We start from the raw sequence: 23,760 nt of genomic DNA, 5'->3' as shown, positions 1-23,760 counted from the left end.
AGAATAAAACACTTCAAGTATTATTTACGTATCCTGTAAATCGAAAGAAAGTCATACAAAGTAAATTAATGTTAATTATGGGATTTTGTTTTGTAAGCATTCTATTTTCAACGATAGTGATTAGCCTGCTGACATTCATGGTGAATCCAAAGCTGGAACTTTTTCCGCAACTATTGGAACTGGGAGATGTCATCAATACGTTTCCTACAATTATTACCATATCAATCATGACAGCTTGCTTAAGTCTTATCCCACTTTATTTTGGAATGAAAAAAAAGTCTAGTTCGACCACTATTACTTGGGGAGTAATTATCGGCCTCTTAGTGAATGCGACTGTTTCAGACGGTGCAGCTACAGTAAATATGGTGCAACTTTTAGTTATTCCAGGAATTTTAGCATTAGTCGGCTTAACCATTGTATATTTCACTTTTCGCAACATAGAAAGTCAAGATATTCTCTAGAAAGGAGAGCTAGAAATGAAAAAAATTTATTTAATCGGTGGAATAGTTTTATTATTAGCAGGGTACATTATCTGGGACAATTCATTTCGGAAAGAAACGAGTGAAGAATTTCCGATCCAGAAAATAGAACAAATAGATATTAATACAAAGGAATGGGATGTCCAACTCGTTCAATCAAATGGAACAAACATTAAGGTAGTTGCGGATGGATTGGGGAAAAATAATGCAGCTACTGCAACGATGAAAGATAGTACTTTAAAAGTGGAACAAAAAAAATCTGAAGGCGATTTTTTTGGCGGGTTCAGTTTTAAAAATAATAGAAAGATGAAGATCATGTTACCAGTCTCGTATTCGAAAAATTTAGACGTTGAGACCCAGTCTGGTGAGATTCAGTTAAAAGAACTACCGCTTAGGAATCTGTCTATCATGAGCAACAGTGGAGATATCTATATACAAAAGATCACTAGTATCGGAAGTAAAAAAACGACAATTAAGACTGGAACTGGAGACATTGATGTATCCTTTAAAGTCAAACCAACTAATCTTAAATTGAAAACTTTCTCTAATGAGATCGATAATGAACTAGGTAGAAACAAATTTGGTAAGGGAGAGAATCAATTAGACTTAATATGTCCTAAAGGCGCATTGTCAATTTTCTAATTGTCTTAAATTCAAATTGCGGATTATCGAAAAAATTGATTTAATAGGCGGATTAGGTTTATCTGAAATCGTTCATGCTTAGGTTAATGGGAAATCGAAGCAAAATCTTATTCCGAACATAGAAAAATCAAGTTTCCAATTCAAACATTGAGTTGGAAACTTGATTTTTTTCGTATTTGATAAAAATTTTTTATTGCGTCAACGCTTCTAACGCCTTCATCTTTTGTATCACAAGTTCTGGCGTGATGGTTTGTTTCATTAGATGGATCATTTCGCCGGGGCTGCAGGTGCGTTCGGCAACGGCTTGGTATTCTTCTTCAGTTAGATGCAAATCCATAGCGGCTAAATTGGTTGGTAAGTCTAATTGATGATAGAAGGGCAATAGCTGCTCGATCTCCGCTAGATTGTCTTCAATCATTAATTGAACTAAAATTCCGTAAGCGACTTTGTTGCCATGGAGCTGATGATGACTGTCAGGTAAGACGGTCATGGCATCATGGAGCGAGTGAGCACCAGCGGTTCGACCATATTCATCGCCGAAGCCGCCCACCATGCCGGCTAATAAGATATTGGCTTCCACCACATCAATAAAGGCTTGATTGATTTGTTTTTGTTCCATTGCTGCTAGAGCGTCTGCGCTTTGAGAGAGGAGAATCTCGCGACATTTTTGAGCAGCAAACTCTGCGACCTGAACCTCGACCGGCTTCACAGTCAGTTGGGAGATGATCGCATGGGATTCGTACCATTTTGCCAAGGTGTCGCCGATACCGGCGATCATTAATTCCCGCGGCGAGTGCAAAATAATCTCAGGATCGATCAAAACGAGATCACTGGCTTTGGGGAAGATATCGTAGCGCAGCATCACGCCGGCTTCATTATAAACCACACTCAATGGTGTATAGGCAGCGCAGGTGGCTGCCAAGGTTGGCAGGATGATGATGGGCAGCTGGACTTTGTAGGCGACAAGTTTGCCTAAATCGGCGACTTTGCCGCCGCCAACTGCAATAATGCCGTCAAATTTTTCTTTAGTGCATAAAGACGCAAAATTTTCCGCGGCAGAATCAGTACATTGACCGCCATAATAATGGAAAGTTTTTGTTATTGATAACTCAGGAAAATAAGCTTTAACTGCTTGCCAAGATTTTTCGCCATGAAGAATCAGGACATTTTCGATTTTTCTTCTATTAAGATGGGATTCTAGAGAGTCCCAGGCGTGTGCTTTGAGTTCATATTCTTGCGGCGCGCCGCGGACGATCAGTTGTTTTGTCATGGGAAAACTTCTTTCATTATTTTTTTAGATAACTCTTTTTTTATTATAAGGGTTGTGGTAGTATAAATGTTCGTATAAGTATATTATTATTCATTATTTGGAAAAGGGAGCGGGATGGATGAAAAAGAAAATTGGCGCATTGCTTACGGTCTTGCTGATGCTGTTAAGCTTTATACCGGCAAAGGCACAAGGAGCAGAAAAGGATGCAATCTACGAACGGATTCAACAAAGCGGGGAGCTGGTCGTCGGCTTATCGGCGGATTATGCACCGTATGAATTCCATGCAGACGTGGATGGAAAAGATAAAATCGTCGGTTTTGATGTGTCGATCGCAGAAAAAATCGCAAAAGATATGGGCGTTAAGCTGAAAATTGAGGAACTTGGTTTTGATGCGCTGCTAGGTGCGTTGAAAACTGGAAAGATCGATTTAGTAATTTCCGGCATGTCGATCACAGAAGAACGGTTGAAGGAAGTTGATTTCTCTGATCCATACTTTGTTGTTCAGCAAAATGTCTTAGTGCGCAAAGGCGACAAGGATAAATATAAGACGACTGAGGATTTTAAAGGATTAGCCGTCGGCGCACAAAAGCAGACGACGCAAGAGGATTTGATTAAAAATGAAATGACCGGGGCAGAACCGACGTCATTGCAAAAGGTGCCTGACTTAGTTAATAACCTATTGAATAAAAAAGTTGAAGCAGTCGTATTGGAACAGCCGGTGGCCGAAGCTTATGTTCAACAAAGCGATAATGTGGAAATTGCCCCAGTGAAATTTGAAAAGGGTGAAAAGGTAACGGCGATCGCGATGTCGAAAAACACGCCGGAATTGAAAAAGCATGTCAACGCTTCAATCAAAACAATCAATGACAAGGATTTGCTGAAAGGTTATCAAAAAGAAGCCAATGAATTGATGTTCCAAGGCGAGCAATCATTTCTGCAAAAATATGGTCCTTACTATTTAAATGGTGCGAAGTATACGATTTTGCTGGCCTTTGTAGGTGTTTTATTTGGTTTGATCTTTGGTAGTTTATTAGCCTTGATGAAGCTGAGCAAGAGCAAACTCCTGAAGGCTTTGGCGGTTATCTACATCGAATATGTTCGGGGAACACCGTTATTAGTTCAAATCTTTATCGTGTATTTCGGAACCGGCGTAATCGGTTTAGACTTGTCGAAATTACTGGCTGGTTGTATCGCGGTTTCACTGAACAGTGCGGCCTATGTCGCAGAAATCGTGCGGGCAGGGATCAACGCCGTCAACAAGGGTCAAATGGAAGCCGCTCGTTCTTTAGGGATGAACCAAAAAGAAGCGATGCGTTATATCGTCTTCCCGCAAGCCATCAAGAATATCTTGCCGGCATTAGGAAATGAGTTCGTAACGATCATCAAGGAATCATCTGTCGTTTCGGTTATCGGGGTGTCGGAATTGATCTTCCAAACAGGTGTGGTGCAGGGCGCCAGCTTCAAGCCGTTCTTACCATACGTGCTGGTTTCGCTGATCTACTTTGTCTTGACCTTCTGTATTTCCCGTCTATTAGGGTTAGTTGAAAGGAGAATGGGTCTGAATGATTAATGTAAAACAACTGTCAAAAAGTTTTGGTGATAATGAAGTCTTAAAATCCATCGATCTAACGGTCAAGGAAGGGGAAGTAGTGGTAATCATCGGTCCTTCCGGCAGCGGGAAAAGTACAATTTTACGCTGCTTGAACTTACTGGAGGAACCAACCTCCGGTGAGATCTTTTTCGAAGGGCAGAATATTACCGCCCCTGACAGCAATATCGACCAGATTCGCCAAAAAATGGGCATGGTGTTCCAAAGCTTTAACCTGTTTCCCCATATGAGTGTGGCGGAAAATCTAACGATCACACCAGTAAAAATCAAAAAAGAAGATCCAACCAAAGCCAAAGAAGCAGCTTTGGCGTTATTAGATCAAGTAGGTTTGAAGGAAAAAGCCGACAGCTACCCATCGAGTTTATCCGGCGGGCAGCAGCAGCGGGTGGCGATCGCAAGAGCATTAGCCATGAATCCGGATGTGATGCTCTTTGACGAACCGACTTCAGCGCTTGATCCGGAAATGGTCGGAGAAGTGTTGGCTGTTATGCAGGATCTAGCTAAAAAGGGCATGACCATGGTAGTGGTGACTCACGAGATGGGCTTTGCCAAAGAGGTGGCGGATCGTGTGATCTTTATGGCGGATGGCGTCATTCAAGAAGAAGGTACCCCAGAGGAAATCTTTGATCATCCGCAAAATAGTCGGACTCAGGATTTCTTGAATAAGGTATTGTAATAAGAGGCGGAGGAATCAGGATGGATAAAAGTAAAATCGCGCGACGCTTTCAGCAGCCGGCAGAGAATTTGCTGATGAAGATCGCTGTTTTAGCAAAAGAAAAAGAAGATATTATTGATTTGTCGATCGGCGATCCAGATTTGATCACCAATCCGGCAATCATTGAAGCGGCTTATACTGATGTGAAAAAGGGTGCGACGAATTACACGGCACCTGACGGCAGTAAGGAATTTTTACAGACCGTCGTCGATTTTTATCAGAAGAAATATGATCTGAACTTTCAAATCAATCAGGTTCGGGCGACGGTTGGTGCTTTGCATGGCATGTATCTAGTGATGCAGGTGCTGCTTGATCCCGGCGATGAAGTGATTATTCATGAGCCGTATTTTTCACCGTATCGCGAACAGGTTACTCTATCTGGCGGAACACCGGTTTTTGTTCCGACGTATGAGGAAAATGGCTTTCAATTAGATGTTGCGGATTTAAAGGCCGCCATCACGGATCGAACGAAGGCGATCATCATTAATTCGCCGAATAATCCAACGGGGGCGGTTTTTTCCGAGGCGACCTTGAAGCAAATCGCGGAAGTCGCCATCGAAAATGAGCTCTTCATTATTTCCGATGAAATCTACGAAGACTTTGCCTTTAAAGAAAAATTTGTGCCGATGGCGCGGCTTGCGCCGGAAAATACGATCACGATCAGCGGCGTGTCGAAGGGCTTCGCTATGACTGGCTGGCGCTTAGGCTACATGGTCGCACCGGCATACATCAATCAAGTCGCAGGTATGATTAACGAAAGCATTACTTACTCCGCACCGACAGCATCACAGCGCGGCGGGATTTACGCGTTGAAGCATTATGAGGAGCTGGTTCCGCCGACGGTAGCGATTTTTAAGGAACGTTTGGCTTATATTGAAAAAAGAGTGGCGGAAATTCCATATTTGACCTTGCCATCAGTTACCGGCAGCATGTATGCTTTTATTAATATCAGTAAAAGCGGACTCGATTCAGTGACATTTGTGGAAAAAGTTCTGGAACAAAGCGGCGTGCTGTTCGTTCCGGGAAAAGCCTTCGGGGAAAATGTGGGGGACGACTATATTCGTCTGGCAGCCACACAGCCGCTGGAGGTTTTAGCAGAGGCCTTTGATCGATTGGCGAAGCTAAGCTTTTAGCTCGCAAAAGGCGGCACGTTCTGAGAGGTATTTCTTTACTGGTCTTATTATAGTAGAGACAGGAGGAAAATGAATGGAATGGTTAGATCATTTCAATAAAAGTATTGCTTATGTGGAGGAGAATTTAGCGGGTGCGATCGATTTGGACAAGGCGGCGCAATTGGCCCAGTGCTCCAGCTATCATTATCAGCGGATGTTTTCTTATATCGCGGGAGTCACGTTAGGTGAGTACATTCGGCGGCGCAGGATGAGTCTGGCGGGAGTCGATCTGCAGCGGGGCGAGAAAGTCATCGATGTTGCTGCGAAATATGAGTATGATTCTCCCACGTCTTTTAATCGGGTGTTCAAGGGTGTCCACGGAATCACGCCGAAAGAAGCCAAGCAAGCAGGTGCAAAATTGACTAGCTATCCCATGCTGACCTTCAAACTTACAGTAAGGGGAGTACACGCGATGGAATATCAATTAATCGACAAAGAAGCTTTTCACGTAACGGGACTTGGATTGAAAATCGAACAGAACATGGAGGTGGCCCAAAAGCGGATTCCAGAATTTTGGAACGAAGTGGCTGCTAGCGGCGAATTGCAAAAATTGCTGCCAATCATGGATCAAAACAATCCGGGTGTCTTAGGTGTCAGCTTAATGACTTCGGAAATCCAAGATAAGTGGGAGTATGTGATCGGTGTCGTCAGCGAAGACAAGGCAGAAGGCTTTGAGCAATATGAGATACCTGCTGCGAAATGGGCGATTTTCTCAGGAACAGGACCAATGCCGGGAGCGATCCAAGAGCTGCAGACGCAAGTCTTTCAGGAGTGGCTGCCGACCTCTGGCTTTGAATACGACGAGCTGCCGGATATTGAATTGTATCTGGATGCTAATCCGGAAAATGCTCAATTCCAAGTCTGGCTGCCGGTTCGGACGAAATAAAGAAGAAGCTGTTCGAGAGCGAACAGCTTCTTTTTTTTATGGTCGTTAGGCTAAAGAAAAGCGAAGTTCATTTTAGCGATTCGCTTGGCCAGCGGCTTCCACACTAAAACATTAACGAGCATCAGAAGTACAAAACAACCAAAAATCGGAAAGGTCATGGTACCGATGGAAAGCAAGTTATGAAACAATGCCGCCGCTGCAAAGCTACCGATGGTGGTCGTGCTGACCAAGAACAGCCGCAAGGAATTAAAGGGCTGGCATGATTTCATCACCGCAAAACAGCTGATACCCAGCAGCAGATAATACATCAGTGTCCGTGAATCTAGCGCAGTGAAGAAAAATTGACCAAACAGCCAGACCAAGACAACGTTGAACAGCACTAAAATTCCGCTAGGCAGCGCTCGTTTGATGGCAGTCGGTAAAAAGCGGCCTTGGATTTTTCGATTATCCGCTTCAAAGGATAGGAAGAAGGAAGGATAGCCTTCGATCGCCAAATCGATTAACGTGATCTGGAGCGGAATGAATGGAAATGTTGAGACTGTTAAAATACAGAACAGCGAGACCAGCAGCGAGTAAATGGTTTTGATAAAGAAAACACCTGAAGAACGGGTGATATTGTTAATCACTCGTCGGCCTTCAAAAATAATCGCCGGCAAACTGCCGAAATTTGAATCCAGCAAAACGACGTCGGCAATTTGCCGCGTAGCGTCGTCGCCTTCAGCCATGGCGATGGAAATATCGGCTTCTCGCAAAGCGAGAATATCATTCACGCCATCGCCTGTCATCCCGACCGTCTGCTCCTGTGATTTCAATTCGTGGATCAGCAGTTTTTTCTGCTGGGGAGTCACGCGACCGAAAATGGAGTGGCTGTGAGCAAGTTCGCGAATCTCTGCTTCTTCTGAATAATTTGAAAGATCGATCGCCTTTTGATAATCGACAAAGCCGGCTTTTTCAGCGATCGCCGATACCGTCTTAGGGTTATCGCCTGAAATAATCTTCAACTCGACACCTTGTTCGGTTAAAAAGTTCAAGGTGTCTTTGGCGTTTGCTCGAATCGGATCGCTCAAGGTCAGAAAAGCAATCGGTGATAGACCAGCCGGCTGGTCTGAGATCCCGCTCGATGATAAAGCGATCAAAAGAATGCGCAGACCGGCTTCTTGATAGTGCTGAATGATCGCGGGATTTTCCTCGGCCGACAAAAGATTCTCTGGTGAGCCTAAGTACAAGGTAATGTTGCTTTCGAAGGTCACTGCGCCGTATTTTCGTTCAGAGGAGAAGGGAAGCACTTGTTTCGCTGGAACTGGTGCACCTTCTCCAAAATAATGATTCAAGGCCTGTGCGGTGGGATTGCTGTCCTCGGTGGCCGCTAAATAGCTGGTCATCAAAGTAGGAAGGGTGCTGCGATATGTTTCGTCTAAAAGATAGAGATTTTCTACCTGCATGTTCCCCTCGGTCAATGTTCCGGTCTTATCCAAGCAAAGAACGTCCATATGAGCTAAATTTTCGATGGCGTACATGTTTTGTACGAGCACTTGCTTTTTGGCCAGCTTTAAGACGCCGGTGGTCAAGGCGATGCTGATCAGTAAGACTAAGCCCTTCGGCAGCATACCTAAAAGAGCCGCGACAGAAGCCACGACCGCCGTATAAGTCGAGCTGTCCCGCAGAAAGAAGGCTTCGATGAAAAGCAAGATCCCGATAGGCAGAATAATGAAGCTGGTAAACTTCGAGATTTTTTGGATCGACTGGATCAGCTCAGATTTGATTGGTTTAGCCGCTTTGGTTTCATTGATGATTTTGGCGGCGTAATTCTCTGCTCCGACGTGCTGCACTTCTGCCAGCAGTTGTCCGCTGGTTAAATAACTGCCCGATAAAATTTCGGCGCCCGCTTTTTTGACGATTGTATCGGATTCGCCCGTCAGCAGAGATTCATTGACTTCGGCTAAACCATCTAAGACCCGCATATCGCTGGGTATTTGTTCCCCAGCCTTTAACAGGACGTGATCTCCTAAGACCAGTTGATCGGGGGCGATGGCTTGTTTCTTTCCGTCTCGGATAACGGTGATGTCGTTTTGAGCCAAGAGGGTCAAACGGTCGACCATTTTCTTGGCGCGAAGCTCTTGAACGATGCCGATAATGATATTCAGGATGATGATCGAGATAAAAAACATGTTGCTGTAGGCTTTCACCGCGAATAAACAAGCCGCTAAAAGAAAATTCAGCAGGTTGAACAGCGTCAGGGTGTTTTCACGAATGATCGTGCCGGTGGATTTCGCCGGGTTCATCCGGTAGTCGTTGGTTTGTCCAGCGGCGATCCGCTCCTTGACCTGTTTTTCGGTTAAGCCGGTAAATGATTGCATAAATAAATTCCTCCAAAGCAGTTAAGTTTATCGATAAGTCCTATGATAAAAAAGAAAAGCAAATAAACTAGTCGGAAAGGATAAACAATTTATAAACTATTTATTAATACTTCTTTTATTTTTACGAAAATACGAAGTCTTCGTGTTAAATAAGAGGATAGCAATGTAAAAAGAACAGACGGGGTGACAGCAGGTGACGATTCGCCAGCGGCTTTATTTTTCGAATATATTGATGATTGTTATGCCGATCGTTTTGACCGGCATTGTTTTAGCCGGACTGTTTTTCATTTTTTCCGAGACCTTTGGCAGTGATTTTTTGAATCAATGGCAGGAAAATGAAATTTACGCCAAGGAATATGAACACATCGAAGAGCTACAGGAGCAGTTTGAGGCCGATAAAATCACGGAAGCTCAATTGGAGAAAAAAATCAGTCAGCTAGCCGAAAATTTCCCCAGTGATGATATCAGTGCCCTGCTTTATGACGAAAATCAAACGCTGCTTCAGCGAGAAGGGACTTATCAAGAGGATGAAATCGTACGGAGCATGCTGAAAAATCCTGAGCAGTACACCCTCGTGGTCAATAAGGTGCTGCTGAATCGCTTTAATGTCGGTCGGTTTCGGATTTTACTGATTAATCAGAATTATCATATGAATCTGGAAGAAAAGATCTTGGATAGCAAACACACGATTCTCTTTGTCGCTTTAATAACAATTCTTTGTGTGATCCTTTTTGTGATCATGACGAATTATATTTTAGCGCGCTTTATTTTTCGCCCGATCAATGAAGGCTTGAATGCCTTATTAAGCGGTGTCCAGCAGATTCGCGACGGCAACCTCGGCTGGCGGACGGAATATCAAAGTGAAGACGAATTTCGTCCGGTCGTTAACAGTCTTAATGAGATGGCCGAACGTCTGGAAACGCTGGTGAACGAACAAGAAAAGAATAGTGAGAATCGCAAAGAACTGATCGCGGGCATTTCTCACGATCTGCGAACCCCGTTGACTGCTGTTAAGGCATATGTGGAAGGGCTGGAAAAGGGTGTCGCAACGACGCCTGCGATGCGGAATAAGTATTTACAGACCCTCACGAAAAAGACGGATGAACTGACTCATTTAGTCGATCAGCTGTTTCTTTTTTCCAAGATTGATCTGGGAGATTTCGCTTTACGGATTCAAACCGTCAATATCGGCAAATACTTGGCTGAATTGATTGAGGGTATTACGGATGAATATCAGGAACGCGGCTTGACCATTCTGTTGGGTGTCCATTCGTTTCAAACACAGGTCGAAATCGATCCTGAACAGCTGCGTAATGTGATCATCAATATTGTTGAAAATACCTTAAAATATGGTGCGCCGACAGACAATCAGCTGTTGATCGAACAATATGAGCAATCAGAACAGGTGGTTATCACCTTTAGCGACAACGGTCCGGGTGTGCCTGAAGCGCAGCAGGAAAAGCTGTTTGATGTTTTCTATCGGGGAGATCAAGCTCGAACACAGCCGGGAAAAGGCAGCGGCTTAGGTCTGGCGATCGCTCGGAGGGTAGTTGAAAGTCAGGCGGGAACGATCGAAGCGCGGACGTCAGCAAGCGGCGGTCTGCAAATAAGGATTCATTTGCCGATCGCACCAAAAGAATAAGTCCGTATATAAATAGTAGAAAAAAGGATTTGAGGGGAATAGCAGCCATGAAGAATATTTTGATCATTGAAGACGATGAAGCGATTGCGGATATTGTGCAGGACTTTTTAACGATCAACGGCTTTGAAAGCACCATCGTTCATGATGGGGCCGCCGGCTTGACCGCGGCTTTGAACAAAGAATATGATTTGATTTTGCTGGATGTGATGCTGCCGGGAATGGATGGGATCGAGGTTCTAAAGAAAATTCGCAGCGAACTCTTGGTGCCGATCCTCTTAGTAACCGCTAAAAATGAGGAGCTCGATAAATTACGCGGTCTGGGACTTGGCGCGGATGACTACATCAGCAAGCCGTTTTCGCCGACAGAATTAGTCGCACGCGTTCGGGCCAACCTTGCGCAGTTCGAACGTTTAAACAAGCAGGAGGTGCCCGCGCCAAAGGAACACACAATCGGTACAGGCGACATCGTGATCCAGCCGCAAGCAATGAAGGTCTTTGTGGGAGGAAAAGAAGTGGCGATGAAGCATAAGGAATTTGAGCTGCTGCTGTTTTTGATGGAGAATATCCAGCATGTTTTCAGCAAAGAGGAGCTCTATGAAACGATCTGGGGAATGGAATCCATCGGAGAGATTCGCACGGTAGCGGTCCACATCAATCGTCTGCGAGAAAAAATCGAGGAGAATCCTTCAGAGCCGACTCATATCCAAACCGTGTGGGGTGCCGGGTATCGATTCGTACCATAAATACGCGACTTGGTTCAATGAGCCAAGTTTTTTTTGTTATCGCCGCGATGTTAATTTGCTATAATCGACATGCTTACTAATGTTGCGATCATCAAGAGGGAGGGACAAGGATGAAAGAAATCATTGAGGAAATCAAGGCGTACGTTCCATTTACCGAAGAAGAGGCGGCGGATAAAAAGCTGTTTTTAGATAAGTTGCAGTTTCAAGAACATTTACTGACGCGAGAAAACACAGACTATCACTTTTCTTCATCGGCTTGGGTCGTTAATCCGACGTATGACAAGGTGCTGATGGTTTACCATAATATTTACCAATCCTATTCTTGGACGGGCGGTCATGCGGATGGCTGCGGCGATCTTTTGCAGGTCGCTAAAAAGGAATTAGAAGAGGAGACGGGGCTCAAGGAATATCGATTACTCCATGAGGGGTTGTTTGCCTTTGATATTTTGCCGGTCCATGCCCACTACAAAAGAGGGCAGTTTATTAAGGAGCATTATCATATTAATACGACCTATCTTTTTATGGCGCCGGAAGATCAGGCGCTGCAGGTTAAGGAAGACGAGAACAGTGATGTGAAATGGATCGATGTTACGACTATTGATCAGGCCGTCGCGGAAGAAGAAATGCGCCCGTATTATCATAGAATGATCGAAAAGGCACTGTTGCTGAAAAAGCAGCCTTAGCAGGTTCAGTCATTTTACGATATACTATTCCTAAATGGAATATAAAAGCATGGATGGGAGTGAGACGATGGATCAGCAGAAATTGCAGCTGTTTCTTGATTTGACGGAAACCTTGAACTATACGGAAACGGCTGAGCGGAACTATATGACGCAGGGAAATGTCTCGAAGAAAATCAGCGCACTGGAAAAAGAGCTGCAGGTACCGCTCTTTGACCGCAGCAATCGTCAGATTCGACTGACAGAGGAAGGCCAGCTGCTATTGCCGAATATCAGAAGAATTGTCCGAGATTATCAGAGCTTGGCGGATACCTTAACCGAATATCGTGAGAAAAAAGAGCGGGTGCTGACCGTTCATACGATCCCGACGATGCCGAATTATTTGGGCTTTGATCTATTAACGATCTTTTTGAAGCAGCATCCCGAGATTCATCTGAATTTAAAGGAATCCGAAGCGATGGCGCTGGGGGACTTTGAAATTGAAAAGAATACGGTCTATTTCTTCCGCTCATTAAAGGAGCAGGCGGGGAAAAATGCTATTAATACTGAAAAGGATCGCTTTGTAGCGGTCGTGCCGAAGAGTCATCCGTTAGCGGCAAAGGCAACGATCCCGCTTGCAGAACTGGCGGAGGAAAACTTTTTGCTATTGGGCTTGCCCTCCAGTCCGTATTATTCCGTGGAGGAGCTTTGCCGCGAAGCCGGCTTTATTCCTAAAATTGACTATCAAGGAACGCGGATCGACTTGATTTTACGCATGATCGAGGAAGGTTTAGGCGTCTCGCTGATCATGGAAAAGTCGTTAGGCAGCTCGTTGTCTAAGGAATTAGTCGTTCGTGGCATTGAGCCGACTAAAGAAAGCTTTTTGAATTTTTATCTATCGGAAGCCGCCGATGCGCCTGCGCCGAAGGAATTCTTCAAATTTTTACAAGCTAATATTCCAAACTAGAATAGTATCGTATGAAAGCCGAATTGTATTGCGTCATGGATGAGCCTAAGCTTAGCTTATGAACATGACAACAATACAAGGAGGCTTTTTTTATGTATGATTTGCGAAAAGTTTTAGCTGAATTAAAGGAAATGCCGGGAGAATACCATGAAACGGATGTGGCAGTCGATCCCCATGCAGAATTATCCGGTGTTTACCGTTATATCGGAGCTGGCGGAACGGTTCAACGGCCGACCAAAGAAGGACCTGCCATGATGTTTAACAACGTCAAAGGATTTCCCGATACACGTGTATTGATCGGAATTATCGCTAGTCGTGATCGCGTGGGGAAAATCCTGCACCATGATCCGAAGCATTTAGGCCGATTATTGAAGGATTCGGTGCAAAATCCTGTCAAGCCGGTGAAAGTTTCAAAGGCCGAGGCTCCGGCACAGGAAGTCGTTCATTTGGCGAGTGATGAAGGCTTTGATATTCGCAAAATTTTAGCGGCACCAACGAATACGGAATATGATGCTGGACCATACATCACGATGGGTGTAGTTTATGGCTCTGATCCTGATAAAACCATGAGTGATGTGACGATTCATCGGATGGTCTTAGAAGACGAAGACACGATCGGGATGTATATCATGCCCGGCGGTCGCCATATCGGTCATTTCCAAAAACAATACGAAGCGTTGAATCAGCCAATGCCGATCACGATCAATATCGGGCTGGACCCGGCGATTTCCATCGGAACGACCTTTGAGCCGCCTACTACACCGCTTGGCTACAACGAATTATGGGTAGCGGGTGCTTTGCGTCAAGAACCTGTTCAATTAGTCGACGGCGTGGCAGTCGATGAAGTCGGGATCGCCCGCTCGGAATTTATTATTGAAGCGGAGATTTTGCCCCATCAAACGATCCAAGAGGATATCAACACTAATACGGGTAAAGCGATGCCGGAATTCCCCGGGTACAATGGCGATGCGAATCCGGCAGTCAACGTGGTGAAGGTCAAGGCGATCACCCATCGCAAAGATCGTCCGATCATGCAGACAACGATCGGTCCTTCCGAAGAACATGTGTCGATGGCGGGGATTCCGACTGAGGCCAGCATTTTAGATTTAGTCGACAAGGCGATTCCCGGAAAAGTCACCAACGTTTACAATCCACCAGCAGGCGGCGGGAAGTTAATGTCGATTTTACAGATTCACAAGGAAACGGAAGCAGATGAAGGGATTCAGCGTCAAGCGGCGATTTTGGCCCTGTCAGCCTTTAAGGAATTAAAGACCGTTATCTTGGTGGATGATGATGTCGATATTTTTGATATGAATGATGTGATGTGGACCTTGAATACTCGTTTCCAAGGCGATCAGGACATTATTGTGCTGCCAGGGATGCGGAATCATCCATTGGACCCGTCTGAACGGCCGGAATATAATCCAACCTCGATTCGCTTCCGCGGAATGAGCAGCAAAACTATCTTAGACGGCACGGTTCCTTTTGATTTGAAGGCTGATTTTATTCGGGCAGAGTTCAAAGAAGTGGCTGATTGGGAAAAATATTTGAAGTAGGTGAAGCAGATGAAAAAGCGTATCGTTATTGGAATCAGCGGGGCATCGGGGATTATTTACGCCATCGATCTGATCAAGCGCCTGAAGGACGATCCCACGATCGAAACCCATGGGATCATCAGTGATTGGGCGAAGCAAAATTTGAAGCTGGAATCAGATCTGAGCTTGCAGGAGCTGGAGGGGATGCTGGATTATCATTACAGTAACCGTGATCTAGGTGCGGCAGTTGCCAGCGGGTCATTTTTAACGGATGGCATGGTGATTGTACCGGCAAGCATGAAAACAGTCGCCGGTATTTCGATGGGCTTTGGCGACAGCCTGATTTCTCGAGCAGCGGATGTGACCTTGAAGGAACAACGCAAGCTGATTTTAGTTCCGCGGGAGACGCCGTTGAACGCGATTCATTTAGAGAATCTAACCAAACTAGCGCGGTTGGGCGTCCAAATCATTCCGCCGGTCCCAGCATTTTACAGCCAACCAAAGACGATTGATGATATCGTGGCTCATCAGTCGATGAAATTGATGGATGCTTTAGGGATCGAAAACCACGTCTCAGGACGGTGGAAAGAGCATGAGTAAAACCTTTACTAGTAAGCAAGCCGACTATGCGATCACGTTGCGGGCTGAATGGATCGGCAACGATTTGTTCCTGTGCCTTTTCGGCGGAGACACGCCTCATATTGGTACGGTGACTACCTTTTCAAGTGAGACGGAAAAACATGTCCAACGCTTTCCCAGTCATGACGGGCGTTTTCATAAAGATGACGTCTTGGCGGAGCTGCTGCTAGAACAGATCGCGGGTGAATTACCGGGAAACTGTGTCATTACGGCCGGTGTGCATGTGGATCATATCTCCAAGGAACAGATCGAGGCTTCGTTTTCCATGACCGCAGAACTTGCGGAAGCACTCAAGCTTTGGCTTTCAGAGCACACATTAGCGAAAGAACCGCTTTATAAATAAGCAAAACGAACTGTCTGGCGAATGCTGGGCAGTTTTTTTGCAGAAATGTGACATATGTCCTAATTGTTTTTTCGGAAGGGCAATAGAATAAGGGCATAGGAGGTGCTGAAAATGATGATCCTTATTCTATTGATCCTGATGATCGCCATGTTTATGAGCAGAAAGCAAAAGGTCCAAGCTCAAGCACGCTACTGGGAACGCATCAACGAATTTGAAGCCCAACGAAAAGAACAAATCTTAGCGACTGCTATTAAGCTGGAGCGGCGTAAAACGGCGGATTCCAGTATTGAGAAAAAGTGGCAGCGGGCTAGTTAAGTATTTTTGCTCTGGCGGATGTCATTTGTTTAAGCTTTCAGTTAAAATGATTGAAAACGACAAAGGATAATCAGCGAATGATGACATACGAACTGAAAGAATTGCCGGCTTTTTCCGTGATCGGTTTAGAGCAGGAATTGACGAAGCAAAAAAGCAAAAACCTTGAACGCTGCATGGCATTTTGGCCAGCCTTCAATCACCAGCTGAAAAATCATCGCCTGAGCCAGCAAAAGGGCAATTGGACAAAGTTTGCCTTTATGGAGCGGCGTGAAGGGCGGCTGTATTACTATTGCGCGATCCCGCGTCCAACGAGTCTGTCGGCGGATTTTCTGCTGAAGGAGATACCTGCGGGTAAATATTTGGTGGTGGCGCATCAAGGGGCGATGGACCGAATCTATGCTACGTATGAAGAAATTTATCAAGTGCTTATTCCGAAGCTGGGACTGACCCTCGCGCAGCGGGATTTTCTGCACTTTGAGAAATACGGCGCCCAATTTCATTGGAATCGAGCCGACTCGATCATTGAGATCTGGGTTCCGATTAAGGCTTAAAACACTCGAGGGAGTGTTTTTTTTGTGGGCTTTATTGTCACGGAGGGGCTTTTCTCGTATAGTTTAGTGAAGGGGTGATGTAAATGATTGAATTAATTGGTGTAACCAAAGTTTATGGAGATAAAAAAGCGCTGGATAATTTGAGCTTAACGATCAAAGACGGCGAGATTTTCGGTTTTTTAGGGCACAATGGTGCGGGAAAATCGACGACGATAAAAAGTTTAGTCAGCATTATTGAACCGACGAATGGTGAAATTCTCTTTGATGGCAAGAACATGAAGGAGGATCGGCTGGGGATCAAAAAGAAGATCGCCTACGTACCGGATTCGCCGGACATGTTTTTGCAGCTGACGGCCAATGAATACTGGGACTTGATCTCAGCGGCCTATGAATTGAAGGGGCAGGAACAACGGCGGCAGGAGCTGATCGAATTGTTTGATCTCGTGGGTCACGAGGACGAAACGTTGGAAAGCTTCTCTCATGGGATGCGGCAAAAAACGATCATCATCGGGGCGCTGCTGCCTGATCCGGATATTTGGATCTTGGATGAGCCGCTGCAGGGCTTGGACCCGCAGGCCGCATTTGATCTGAAGGAAATGATTAAGCGTCATGCGGAAAAGGGCAAAACGGTGATTTTTTCTACCCACGTCTTAGACACCGCGCAGCAATTATGCGATGAGCTGGCGATTTTGAAAAAAGGCGAGCTGATCTACAATGGCTCGGTGGACAATCTGCTGCAGGATTACCCGAATGAATCGCTGGAAAGCGTCTACCTCAAGATGGCGGGGCGGCAAGCGGACGGTGATCTGATTTCAGAGATTGAGGAGGATGCTCATGAATAGCGGGATCATCAAGCGTTTGATCGCGGTGAACATGCTCTATGTCAATCCGTCATCGACGAATCAAATCCGCAAAAAAGGCCGCAAAGGAAAACAAGTCATCCGCAGCATCATCCAGCAATACCTGCTGTCGGGTGTGATCTTTTTAGCGATTTATGGCGCAACGATGGTGTTGATCGATTTCGCGCGGCTGCCGGGCTTTTTCACCTATTATATGGCCCTGTTCGCACTGATCGGTTTTTCTCAATCGCTATCTGCGATTTTTAACGTGTTCTTTGAAAGTAAGGATCTGCAGGATTATTTGCCACTGCCGATCAAGCAGGGAGAAGTCTTTATCGCAAAATTCTTGGCGGTGGGGATGACGATCGTGCCATTTTTACTGCCGCTGTTGATTTTATTTTTCTTAACAGCTTTTAAAAGCGGCTACTCCATTGTGTTGGCAGTGATCGGAGCGATCCTGCTGTTTTTGATCTTCTTCATTTTATTGTTTAGTCTGTGCAGTTTGATCGTTTTTGGCATGACCAAAACCAAGCTGTTTCGCCGTCACAAAAAGCTGTTTACCAGCTTGATGCTGGGCTTTTCGATGCTCGTTTCAGTAGGCGGGATCTTAGCAATCAACTTTACCCAAAACTCGATGGATCACTCGGCAGGAGTTCCTGATCGCCATCCATTTGCGATTTTCATGCCGTTTTATCATGTAATGCATGAGCTGCTTTCTATTAAAGGACTGCTGCCGTTAGCGGGCTTGCTGGTTTTGACCGGGCTACTGCTGCTGGCGCTGCGCTTTTTCGTGGTTCCTAGTCTGTATGAGCAATTCAGTGATGAGGGCTCTCATACAGTGGCGACCAAACGCAAACGAAAAAGCAATCAATCCTTGAAAAAGCAACTAGCCAGCTACAATTATCAGCTGCTGAAAAATCCCAACCTGATCATGCAGGTCCTGACCTCATCGCTGATCATGCCGATCGTGATGGTGGGAACGATGATTACCACCAGTCCCGTCAGCTTGAGCACCTTGGGACTGAAGTTCATGGGCGTATTTTTCGTCTGCGGGATCGTTTTTGCATGTATTACTTTGAATCAAACCTCATTTGTCAGCAATCTGATCTCATTGGATCGGGAGAATTTCTCCTTTATCCAATCACTGCCGCTGTCATTGGAAAAATACCTGCGGCAAAAGTTTTGGGTCGGCTGCAAGCTTCAAATGTGCATCTCAGGCGGTGTCGGTGTCATCATGGCAATCGTGCTGAAGCTGCCGATCTTCCTGCTGTTGGCCTTTGTGGTGGGAATATTATGGGGTACGTATTTGCTGTCGCTGTACTTTTTCAGCCGCGATTATCGCTTGTTGAACCTGACCTGGACGAATGTCAGTCAGCTTTTCACGCGCGGTGTCGGCAATTACGGGCTGATGCTGTGGATGTTCGGCACCATATTTGTAGGAGCGATCTTGATCGCGCTGTATGTGGTCGGCGTTTTGATGAACTTTAATCCGCTCGTGCTAAATGGCGGGGTGATGATCTGGCTGGCGATCCTGTCTGGAGCGTGGCTGTGGATCAACCATAGTAATTTTTGGAAAAAGCTGAGAAACTAGTTAATAGAAAGATGCCCTTTTAGAAATCATGTTATCAACTTACGCATATCAACAAATAAAACATTAGCAGTCAGCTTGGTAACAGCCAAGAAAAAAAGAGGTGTTCAATGGACAAATTTTGTCTGTTGAACACCTTTTTTAGCTGTAAAAGTAAAGGGAAAACTATACATATAAAATCAAAAGATCGGACTGCTGAAAATAATATCTCCCTTATCGTAACGGTGGCGGGTCTGGGAATACTCAAAAGGGCGAACATCGGATAAGTAAGCCACCTGATTAATCTCAAGCACCGGATCAATCTCTTTACATTCCAAGTATTGCTTGTCATAAGCGTCGGGGCGATCGGCAAGGTATTGATGCAGGCGGAAGAATTAATGGAGGGGAATTAATAGATGGAAGAGCAGGATTTGGAAGCCATCATGGGCTTGATCATCTTCAGCGGTAATGCCAAAAGTGATGCGATGGAAGCAATCCAAGCAGCAAAAGCCGGTGATTTCGATGAAGCACAGGTAAAAATCCAATCAGCGGAAAAGTCGCTAGTAGAGGCTCATCATTCTCAAACAGCCCTATTAAGTAAAGAGGCGCAGGGGGAAAATATGAAGGTGACCTTGTTAGCAGTCCACAGCCAAGATCATTTAATGACCTCGATCGCGTTTACTGATCTGGCTAAGGAAATTATTGACCTGTATCAGTATCAAGGGGAAGCAATCAAAGGATAAACGGTCTTTAAAGCTAAGCAAAGCACGTCAGAGTGAAGCAGTCTTCAGTTTGGCGTGCTTTTTTAGTTCTTGAAAGAAATTTGTTAAGCAAATCATTTACAACTGGTAATTATGCCTGCTGGATTTATTTACCACGGTGATATCTCCTTTGTCGTAGCGATGTCTTGTTTGGGAATACTCGAAGGGAATATCGTTGTCCAAATATACGGTTTGTTCGATTTCCAGCACGGGATCGTCGCTTTGACAATCTAAATACTCAATATCATATTGATCCGGTTTGTCTGCTTTGATTCGGCGATGTGATTGTCCAAAATCGAGATGCAAGGTTTCCTGAATGTATTGATAAACAGATTTTTTTAGGATTTCTTCAGTGATTCCCGGAATCAGAAGCACGGGCATGATCGTATATTCAAGTGCTAAAGGCTCGCCGTCTAACATCCGCAGGCGAATAATGTCGTAAATTGGATCATTTTTGCTGATTCGCAGCTTTTCTTGCTCTTTTTCAGTGGGGAAGCTGACGCTAAATGAGATGATCTTGCTGTCTAGCTGTCCAAGATGTCCTAATTTTTTAGTCATACCGCCATAGATACTCGCGTCGTAATCGTAAACGGACTCTGGCCCTTTTACAAAAGAACCAGAACCTTGGCGGCTTTCGATGAATCCTTCGATCTGCAAGCTTTTTAACGCTTTTTGAATCGTTACGCGACTTGTGCGGTAGATTTTTGCAAGTTCAGCTTGATTAGGTAGTCTCGTTTCTTTGGGATAGATGCCGTCGATGATCTTCTTTCGTAGATCGATAGCAATATCTTGATAGTAGGCCATAGGCTATTTCTCCTTAAAAATAAATTTGAAAAGTACAAGGTTTACAAATTGTTCCTCGAAGCTGGTGGTGAGTTTACAAATCGAAATGTGTGTATTAAATTAACGATGTAATCGATTACTAAACAGGCTATTCATCTAAATGATTCTTCTTTTTCCAGTAAGTTGTAAAGGAAGTATATCATATTTGGAAACGTATGATTCAGACTCATTTTATAATAGGAGGAGTATTATGAACAATGGTTTTATGGGGAAAATGACAGATGTTTTAGGAAAATTTGCGACGAAGGTCAATTCATTACGATACATCATGGTGATCAAGAACGCTTTTGCATCGTTGATCCCAGTAATCATTACCGGGGCATTTGGGACACTATTTTCGGCGATGGTTTTCGACAATGAAAATGGTCTGGCACGAATCAGTGCGTTGAGTTTCTTAGCTGAGCTGAAGCCAATCTCAGCAGCAGTCAGCTATGTCACATTAAGCTTTTTGACGATTTATGCGGTTTTTTTGATTGGTATTGAATTAGCAAAGCTGAATAATGTGAAGGGGATATTTCCAGGAATTATTGCTGTGATGAGCTATCTATCGGTAAATCCGTTTGTCTATGAATTTGTCAATGCCGACAATGTCAAAGTGATCGCCGAGAATGTTTTGGCGAAGCAATATACCGATACCAAAGGGCTTTTTCTAGGGATGTTTGTAGCGATCGCTTCGATTGAGCTGTATTGCTGGCTAGGCAGACAGGATCGGTTGAAATTGAAGATGCCGGATACCGTTCCTACCAATGTCTCTGAAAGCTTTTCGGCATTGTTTCCTACGATATTAACGGTTTCTATTATCGCAACAGTCGGCTTTATCGTAAAAGCGCTTACGGGAATGTACGCCTATGATATTATCTATAATATTGTTCAACGACCACTAGAAGGAATCGTTCAAGGATTACCCGGTATTTTGTTACTGATGTTTATTGCTCAGGTATTCTGGGTAATCGGGATTCACGGGAATCAGATGGTGAAGCCTGTTCGCGAACCGCTGCTTTTAGCAGCAATCGCTGTCAACACAGAAGCCTTTGAAGCAGGTAAAGAGATTCCAAATATTATTACGATGCCCTTTTGGGATATGTATATGAGTATGGGCGGCTCGGGAGTCACAATTGGGCTGTTGATTGCAATCTTACTAGTCAGCAAAAGAGATGACATGAAGGAAATTACGAAATTGTCGCTTGCTCCCGGAATTTTTAATATCAACGAGCCAGTGATTTTCGGAATGCCTATCATGCTCAATCCGATCTTAGCGATTCCCTTTATCATCACCCCGTTGATCACAGGAACGATCGGTTATGTGGCAACGTCACTTGGGTTTGCGGCAAAGGCAGTGGTGATGGTTCCTTGGCCGATGCCGCCGATTGTGAATGCGTACTTGGCTACCGCAGGAGATATTGGTGCCGTGATCACCCAAATCGTTTGTATAGCAGTGTCAATCTTAATCTATCTGCCATTTGTAAAAATATCGAATAAGGCGACCACTGAAGTTGCTTGATCCTAGGAGGACAATCATGAAAGTTAGAATTCCAGAAAACTTTATCATCGGAGCGGCATCGTCTGCTTGGCAAACAGAGGGGTGGAAAGGCAAAAAAGAAGGCCAAGATTCCTTTATCGACAGCTGGTATAAAAATGAGAAATTTGTATGGCATGAGGGCTATGGCCCAGCGGTTGCTACGAATTTTTATGAATACTACGATCAGGACATTCAGTTGATGAAAGAGATCCATTTGACCCATTACCGTACGTCAATTAATTGGTCACGTTTCTTTACGGACTATGAAAAATTGGTCGTTGATGAAGAGTATGCTAAACATATTGATGATGTCATTAATCAACAAATTCAAGCTGGTGTTGAACCGATGATTTGTTTGGAGCACTATGAGGTTCCAAAATATCTGATGGATAAATACGACGGCTGGTCATCAAAAAAAGTCTTAGAGTTATATGTTCAGTATGCAAAAATCGCATTTGAACGCTATGGAGATCGTGTAAAGCATTGGTTTACTTTTAATGAACCGATTGTTGTTCAAACACGCTGCTATTTAGATGCGCTGCGTTGGCCTCATGAACAGAATACCAAAAAATGGATGCTCTGGAATTATCATAAAGCATTGGCGACCGCCCGAGCAGTGGAGCTTTATCATCAACTTGATTTTGATGGACGAATCGGCTGTATCCTGAATCCTGAAATGGTGTATTCAAGATCAAGCTCAAAGGAAGATATCAAAGCAGCGAAGATGTATGACCTGTTTTTCAATAAAGTCTTTTTCGATCCAATGATCAACGGTGTCTATTCGGAAGAGCTCATCACTCTGTGTAAAGAGCACGACATCTATTTTGACCCAACAGAAGAAGAATTACTGACAATCAAAGAAAATACGGTCGATTTTTTGGGAATCAATCAATATTATCCGAAGCGTGTTCGAGCTCCGCGTTACCAATGGAACGAAAACACTCCTTTTCATCCTGAACAGTATTATGAAACCTTCGACCTGCCCGGCAAACAAATGAATAATTCTCGAGGCTGGGAAATTTATCCGGAGATCATGTACGATATCTCGATGTATCTCAAGAATAATTATTCGCCAATTCCTTGGTTAATAACAGAAAATGGGATGGGACGTGAACAGGAGGAACGATATAAAGACGAGAAAGGTATTGTACAAGATGATTATCGTATCGAGTATATTTCCAAGCATCTCCACCAACTGCTCCGTGGAATCGAAGATGGATCAACTTGTGAGGGATACATGCTGTGGGCCTTTACTGACTGTGTCTCGCCGATGAACGCTTTTAAAAATCGTTACGGACTCGTTCGGATTGAATTGGATGAAGAGAGAACACGATCCTTGAAAAAATCGGCTTACTGGTACCGCTCATTAATAGATGAACGGATATTAGCAATAGAAGAGAGCGATGAGTTCAAATAAGTTCATACAGCGAGCTTCTGATCAGAGATGATCAGAAGCTTTTTCTTATTAATCGCTTATCCAATCGAAACAAAATTGTTGAGAAAACCAAGCAAAATGCGCTCGATAAGATTAAATTATCGGTGTTTTTTGATTGATAATTAATGGAGTTAGAATGGCAGTTTAATAAAATTATTTAAATGGTTTTTTCATAATTTGGCGTGTTTGGAAGGTTAAGCCTGTCTCTTATACACATCTAGATGTGTATAAGAGACAGGGTTATACTTGTTGTAACGGGAGGCGATTGTATG

23 protein-coding genes and 1 pseudogene are annotated in these 23,760 nt (G+C 44.4%); 20 read left to right on the top strand and 4 right to left on the bottom strand.

The features are described from left to right. Positions 1-461: ABC-2 transporter permease (locus A5875_RS19425; protein WP_176244758.1), on the top strand; the 461-nt coding region annotated here is incomplete at its 5' end. Between the two features lie 15 nt (positions 462-476). Further along, on the top strand, positions 477-1,121 hold the full coding sequence (locus tag A5875_RS19420; protein WP_088935220.1) for a DUF4097 family beta strand repeat-containing protein: 645 nt from the start codon (positions 477-479) through the stop codon (positions 1,119-1,121). A gap of 190 nt (positions 1,122-1,311) precedes the next feature. Here the strand turns inward: A5875_RS19420 and A5875_RS19415 are convergent, their stop codons facing one another. Then, positions 1,312-2,391 (bottom strand): iron-containing alcohol dehydrogenase family protein, encoded by a 1,080-nt coding sequence (locus A5875_RS19415; RefSeq protein ID WP_088935219.1) that lies wholly within the window; start codon positions 2,389-2,391, stop codon positions 1,312-1,314. A gap of 118 nt (positions 2,392-2,509) precedes the next feature. On the opposite strand from A5875_RS19415, the gene A5875_RS19410 reads away from it, so the two are divergent. From A5875_RS19410 to A5875_RS19395, 4 genes are all read left to right on the top strand, one after another. Then, the gene (locus A5875_RS19410; RefSeq protein WP_088935218.1) at positions 2,510-3,961 is read left to right on the top strand and encodes an ABC transporter substrate-binding protein/permease; all 1,452 of its coding nucleotides are present in this window, start codon (positions 2,510-2,512) and stop codon (positions 3,959-3,961) included. Continuing rightward, on the top strand, positions 3,954-4,676 hold the full coding sequence (locus A5875_RS19405) for an amino acid ABC transporter ATP-binding protein (RefSeq protein ID WP_088935217.1): 723 nt from the start codon (positions 3,954-3,956) through the stop codon (positions 4,674-4,676). The genes A5875_RS19410 and A5875_RS19405 overlap by 8 nt, the downstream gene beginning before the upstream one ends. Before the next feature lie 20 nt (positions 4,677-4,696). Beyond that, a complete protein-coding gene (locus A5875_RS19400; RefSeq protein WP_088935216.1) occupies positions 4,697-5,848 on the top strand; it encodes a pyridoxal phosphate-dependent aminotransferase in 1,152 nt (383 codons plus the stop codon). Between the two features lie 73 nt (positions 5,849-5,921). Beyond that, positions 5,922-6,773, top strand: coding sequence for an AraC family transcriptional regulator (locus A5875_RS19395; protein WP_088935215.1), 852 nt, complete (start codon positions 5,922-5,924; stop codon positions 6,771-6,773). A 50-nt stretch (positions 6,774-6,823) separates the two neighbouring features. Here the strand turns inward: A5875_RS19395 and A5875_RS19390 are convergent, their stop codons facing one another. After that, positions 6,824-9,130 carry an HAD-IC family P-type ATPase gene (locus tag A5875_RS19390; protein WP_088935214.1) on the bottom strand — a complete coding sequence of 769 codons (2,307 nt, stop codon included), beginning with the start codon at positions 9,128-9,130 and terminating at the stop codon, positions 6,824-6,826. A 193-nt stretch (positions 9,131-9,323) separates the two neighbouring features. On the opposite strand from A5875_RS19390, the gene A5875_RS19385 reads away from it, so the two are divergent. From A5875_RS19385 to A5875_RS19335, 11 genes are all read left to right on the top strand, one after another. Continuing rightward, entirely contained in the window at positions 9,324-10,772 is a 1,449-nt protein-coding gene (locus tag A5875_RS19385; protein ID WP_088935213.1) for a sensor histidine kinase, read from the top strand. 47 nt (positions 10,773-10,819) lie between these two features. Next, entirely contained in the window at positions 10,820-11,515 is a 696-nt protein-coding gene (locus tag A5875_RS19380; RefSeq protein ID WP_088935212.1) for a response regulator transcription factor, read from the top strand. A gap of 110 nt (positions 11,516-11,625) precedes the next feature. Further along, entirely contained in the window at positions 11,626-12,198 is a 573-nt protein-coding gene (locus A5875_RS19375; RefSeq protein WP_088935211.1) for an NUDIX hydrolase, read from the top strand. A 67-nt stretch (positions 12,199-12,265) separates the two neighbouring features. Beyond that, on the top strand, positions 12,266-13,141 hold the full coding sequence (locus A5875_RS19370) for a LysR family transcriptional regulator (RefSeq protein WP_088935210.1): 876 nt from the start codon (positions 12,266-12,268) through the stop codon (positions 13,139-13,141). A gap of 92 nt (positions 13,142-13,233) precedes the next feature. Continuing rightward, a complete protein-coding gene (locus tag A5875_RS19365) occupies positions 13,234-14,697 on the top strand; it encodes a UbiD family decarboxylase (RefSeq protein ID WP_088935209.1) in 1,464 nt (487 codons plus the stop codon). 9 nt (positions 14,698-14,706) lie between these two features. Then, complete coding sequence (locus tag A5875_RS19360; RefSeq protein WP_088935208.1) at positions 14,707-15,276, top strand: UbiX family flavin prenyltransferase; 570 nt, start codon at positions 14,707-14,709, stop codon at positions 15,274-15,276. Beyond that, positions 15,269-15,658: an amino acid decarboxylase gene (locus tag A5875_RS19355; RefSeq protein ID WP_088935207.1), complete on the top strand. Its 390-nt coding sequence runs from the start codon at positions 15,269-15,271 to the stop codon at positions 15,656-15,658. The genes A5875_RS19360 and A5875_RS19355 overlap by 8 nt, the downstream gene beginning before the upstream one ends. A 111-nt stretch (positions 15,659-15,769) precedes the next feature. After that, positions 15,770-15,973 (top strand): hypothetical protein, encoded by a 204-nt coding sequence (locus A5875_RS19350; RefSeq protein WP_088935206.1) that lies wholly within the window; start codon positions 15,770-15,772, stop codon positions 15,971-15,973. Between the two features lie 77 nt (positions 15,974-16,050). Beyond that, a complete protein-coding gene (locus A5875_RS19345; RefSeq protein ID WP_088935205.1) occupies positions 16,051-16,524 on the top strand; it encodes a GyrI-like domain-containing protein in 474 nt (157 codons plus the stop codon). Between the two features lie 83 nt (positions 16,525-16,607). Next, positions 16,608-17,366 (top strand): ABC transporter ATP-binding protein, encoded by a 759-nt coding sequence (locus A5875_RS19340; protein ID WP_088935204.1) that lies wholly within the window; start codon positions 16,608-16,610, stop codon positions 17,364-17,366. Further along, positions 17,359-18,954 carry an ABC transporter gene (locus tag A5875_RS19335; RefSeq protein ID WP_088935203.1) on the top strand — a complete coding sequence of 532 codons (1,596 nt, stop codon included), beginning with the start codon at positions 17,359-17,361 and terminating at the stop codon, positions 18,952-18,954. Before A5875_RS19340 ends, A5875_RS19335 begins: the two co-directional genes overlap by 8 nt. 176 nt (positions 18,955-19,130) lie before the next feature. Here the strand turns inward: A5875_RS19335 and A5875_RS19330 are convergent. Next, positions 19,131-19,301, bottom strand: a pseudogene (locus A5875_RS19330) (UTRA domain-containing protein); the annotation flags it as partial. A gap of 45 nt (positions 19,302-19,346) precedes the next feature. On the opposite strand from A5875_RS19330, the gene A5875_RS19325 reads away from it, so the two are divergent. After that, positions 19,347-19,673, top strand: a complete 327-nt coding sequence (locus tag A5875_RS19325) for a PTS lactose/cellobiose transporter subunit IIA (protein WP_088935201.1) — start codon at positions 19,347-19,349, stop codon at positions 19,671-19,673. A 96-nt stretch (positions 19,674-19,769) separates the two neighbouring features. On the opposite strand, the gene A5875_RS19320 is transcribed toward A5875_RS19325, so the two are convergent. Beyond that, entirely contained in the window at positions 19,770-20,495 is a 726-nt protein-coding gene (locus A5875_RS19320; RefSeq protein WP_088935200.1) for a GntR family transcriptional regulator, read from the bottom strand. 229 nt (positions 20,496-20,724) lie between these two features. On the opposite strand from A5875_RS19320, the gene A5875_RS19315 reads away from it, so the two are divergent. Both A5875_RS19315 and A5875_RS19310 read left to right on the top strand, forming a co-directional pair. Continuing rightward, entirely contained in the window at positions 20,725-22,035 is a 1,311-nt protein-coding gene (locus A5875_RS19315) for a PTS sugar transporter subunit IIC (protein ID WP_088935199.1), read from the top strand. A gap of 16 nt (positions 22,036-22,051) precedes the next feature. Continuing rightward, positions 22,052-23,470, top strand: a complete 1,419-nt coding sequence (locus tag A5875_RS19310; protein WP_088935198.1) for a glycoside hydrolase family 1 protein — start codon at positions 22,052-22,054, stop codon at positions 23,468-23,470. Positions 23,471-23,760: the final 290 nt, after the last annotated feature.

The sequence above is a fragment of the Enterococcus sp. 3H8_DIV0648 genome (assembly GCF_002140655.1).
In the GTDB taxonomy this organism is placed as follows: domain Bacteria; phylum Bacillota; class Bacilli; order Lactobacillales; family Enterococcaceae; genus Enterococcus_A; species Enterococcus_A hulanensis.
The sequence above is the reverse complement of the archived record's forward strand: the minus strand, read 5'-3'. Positions and strand labels throughout refer to the sequence as shown.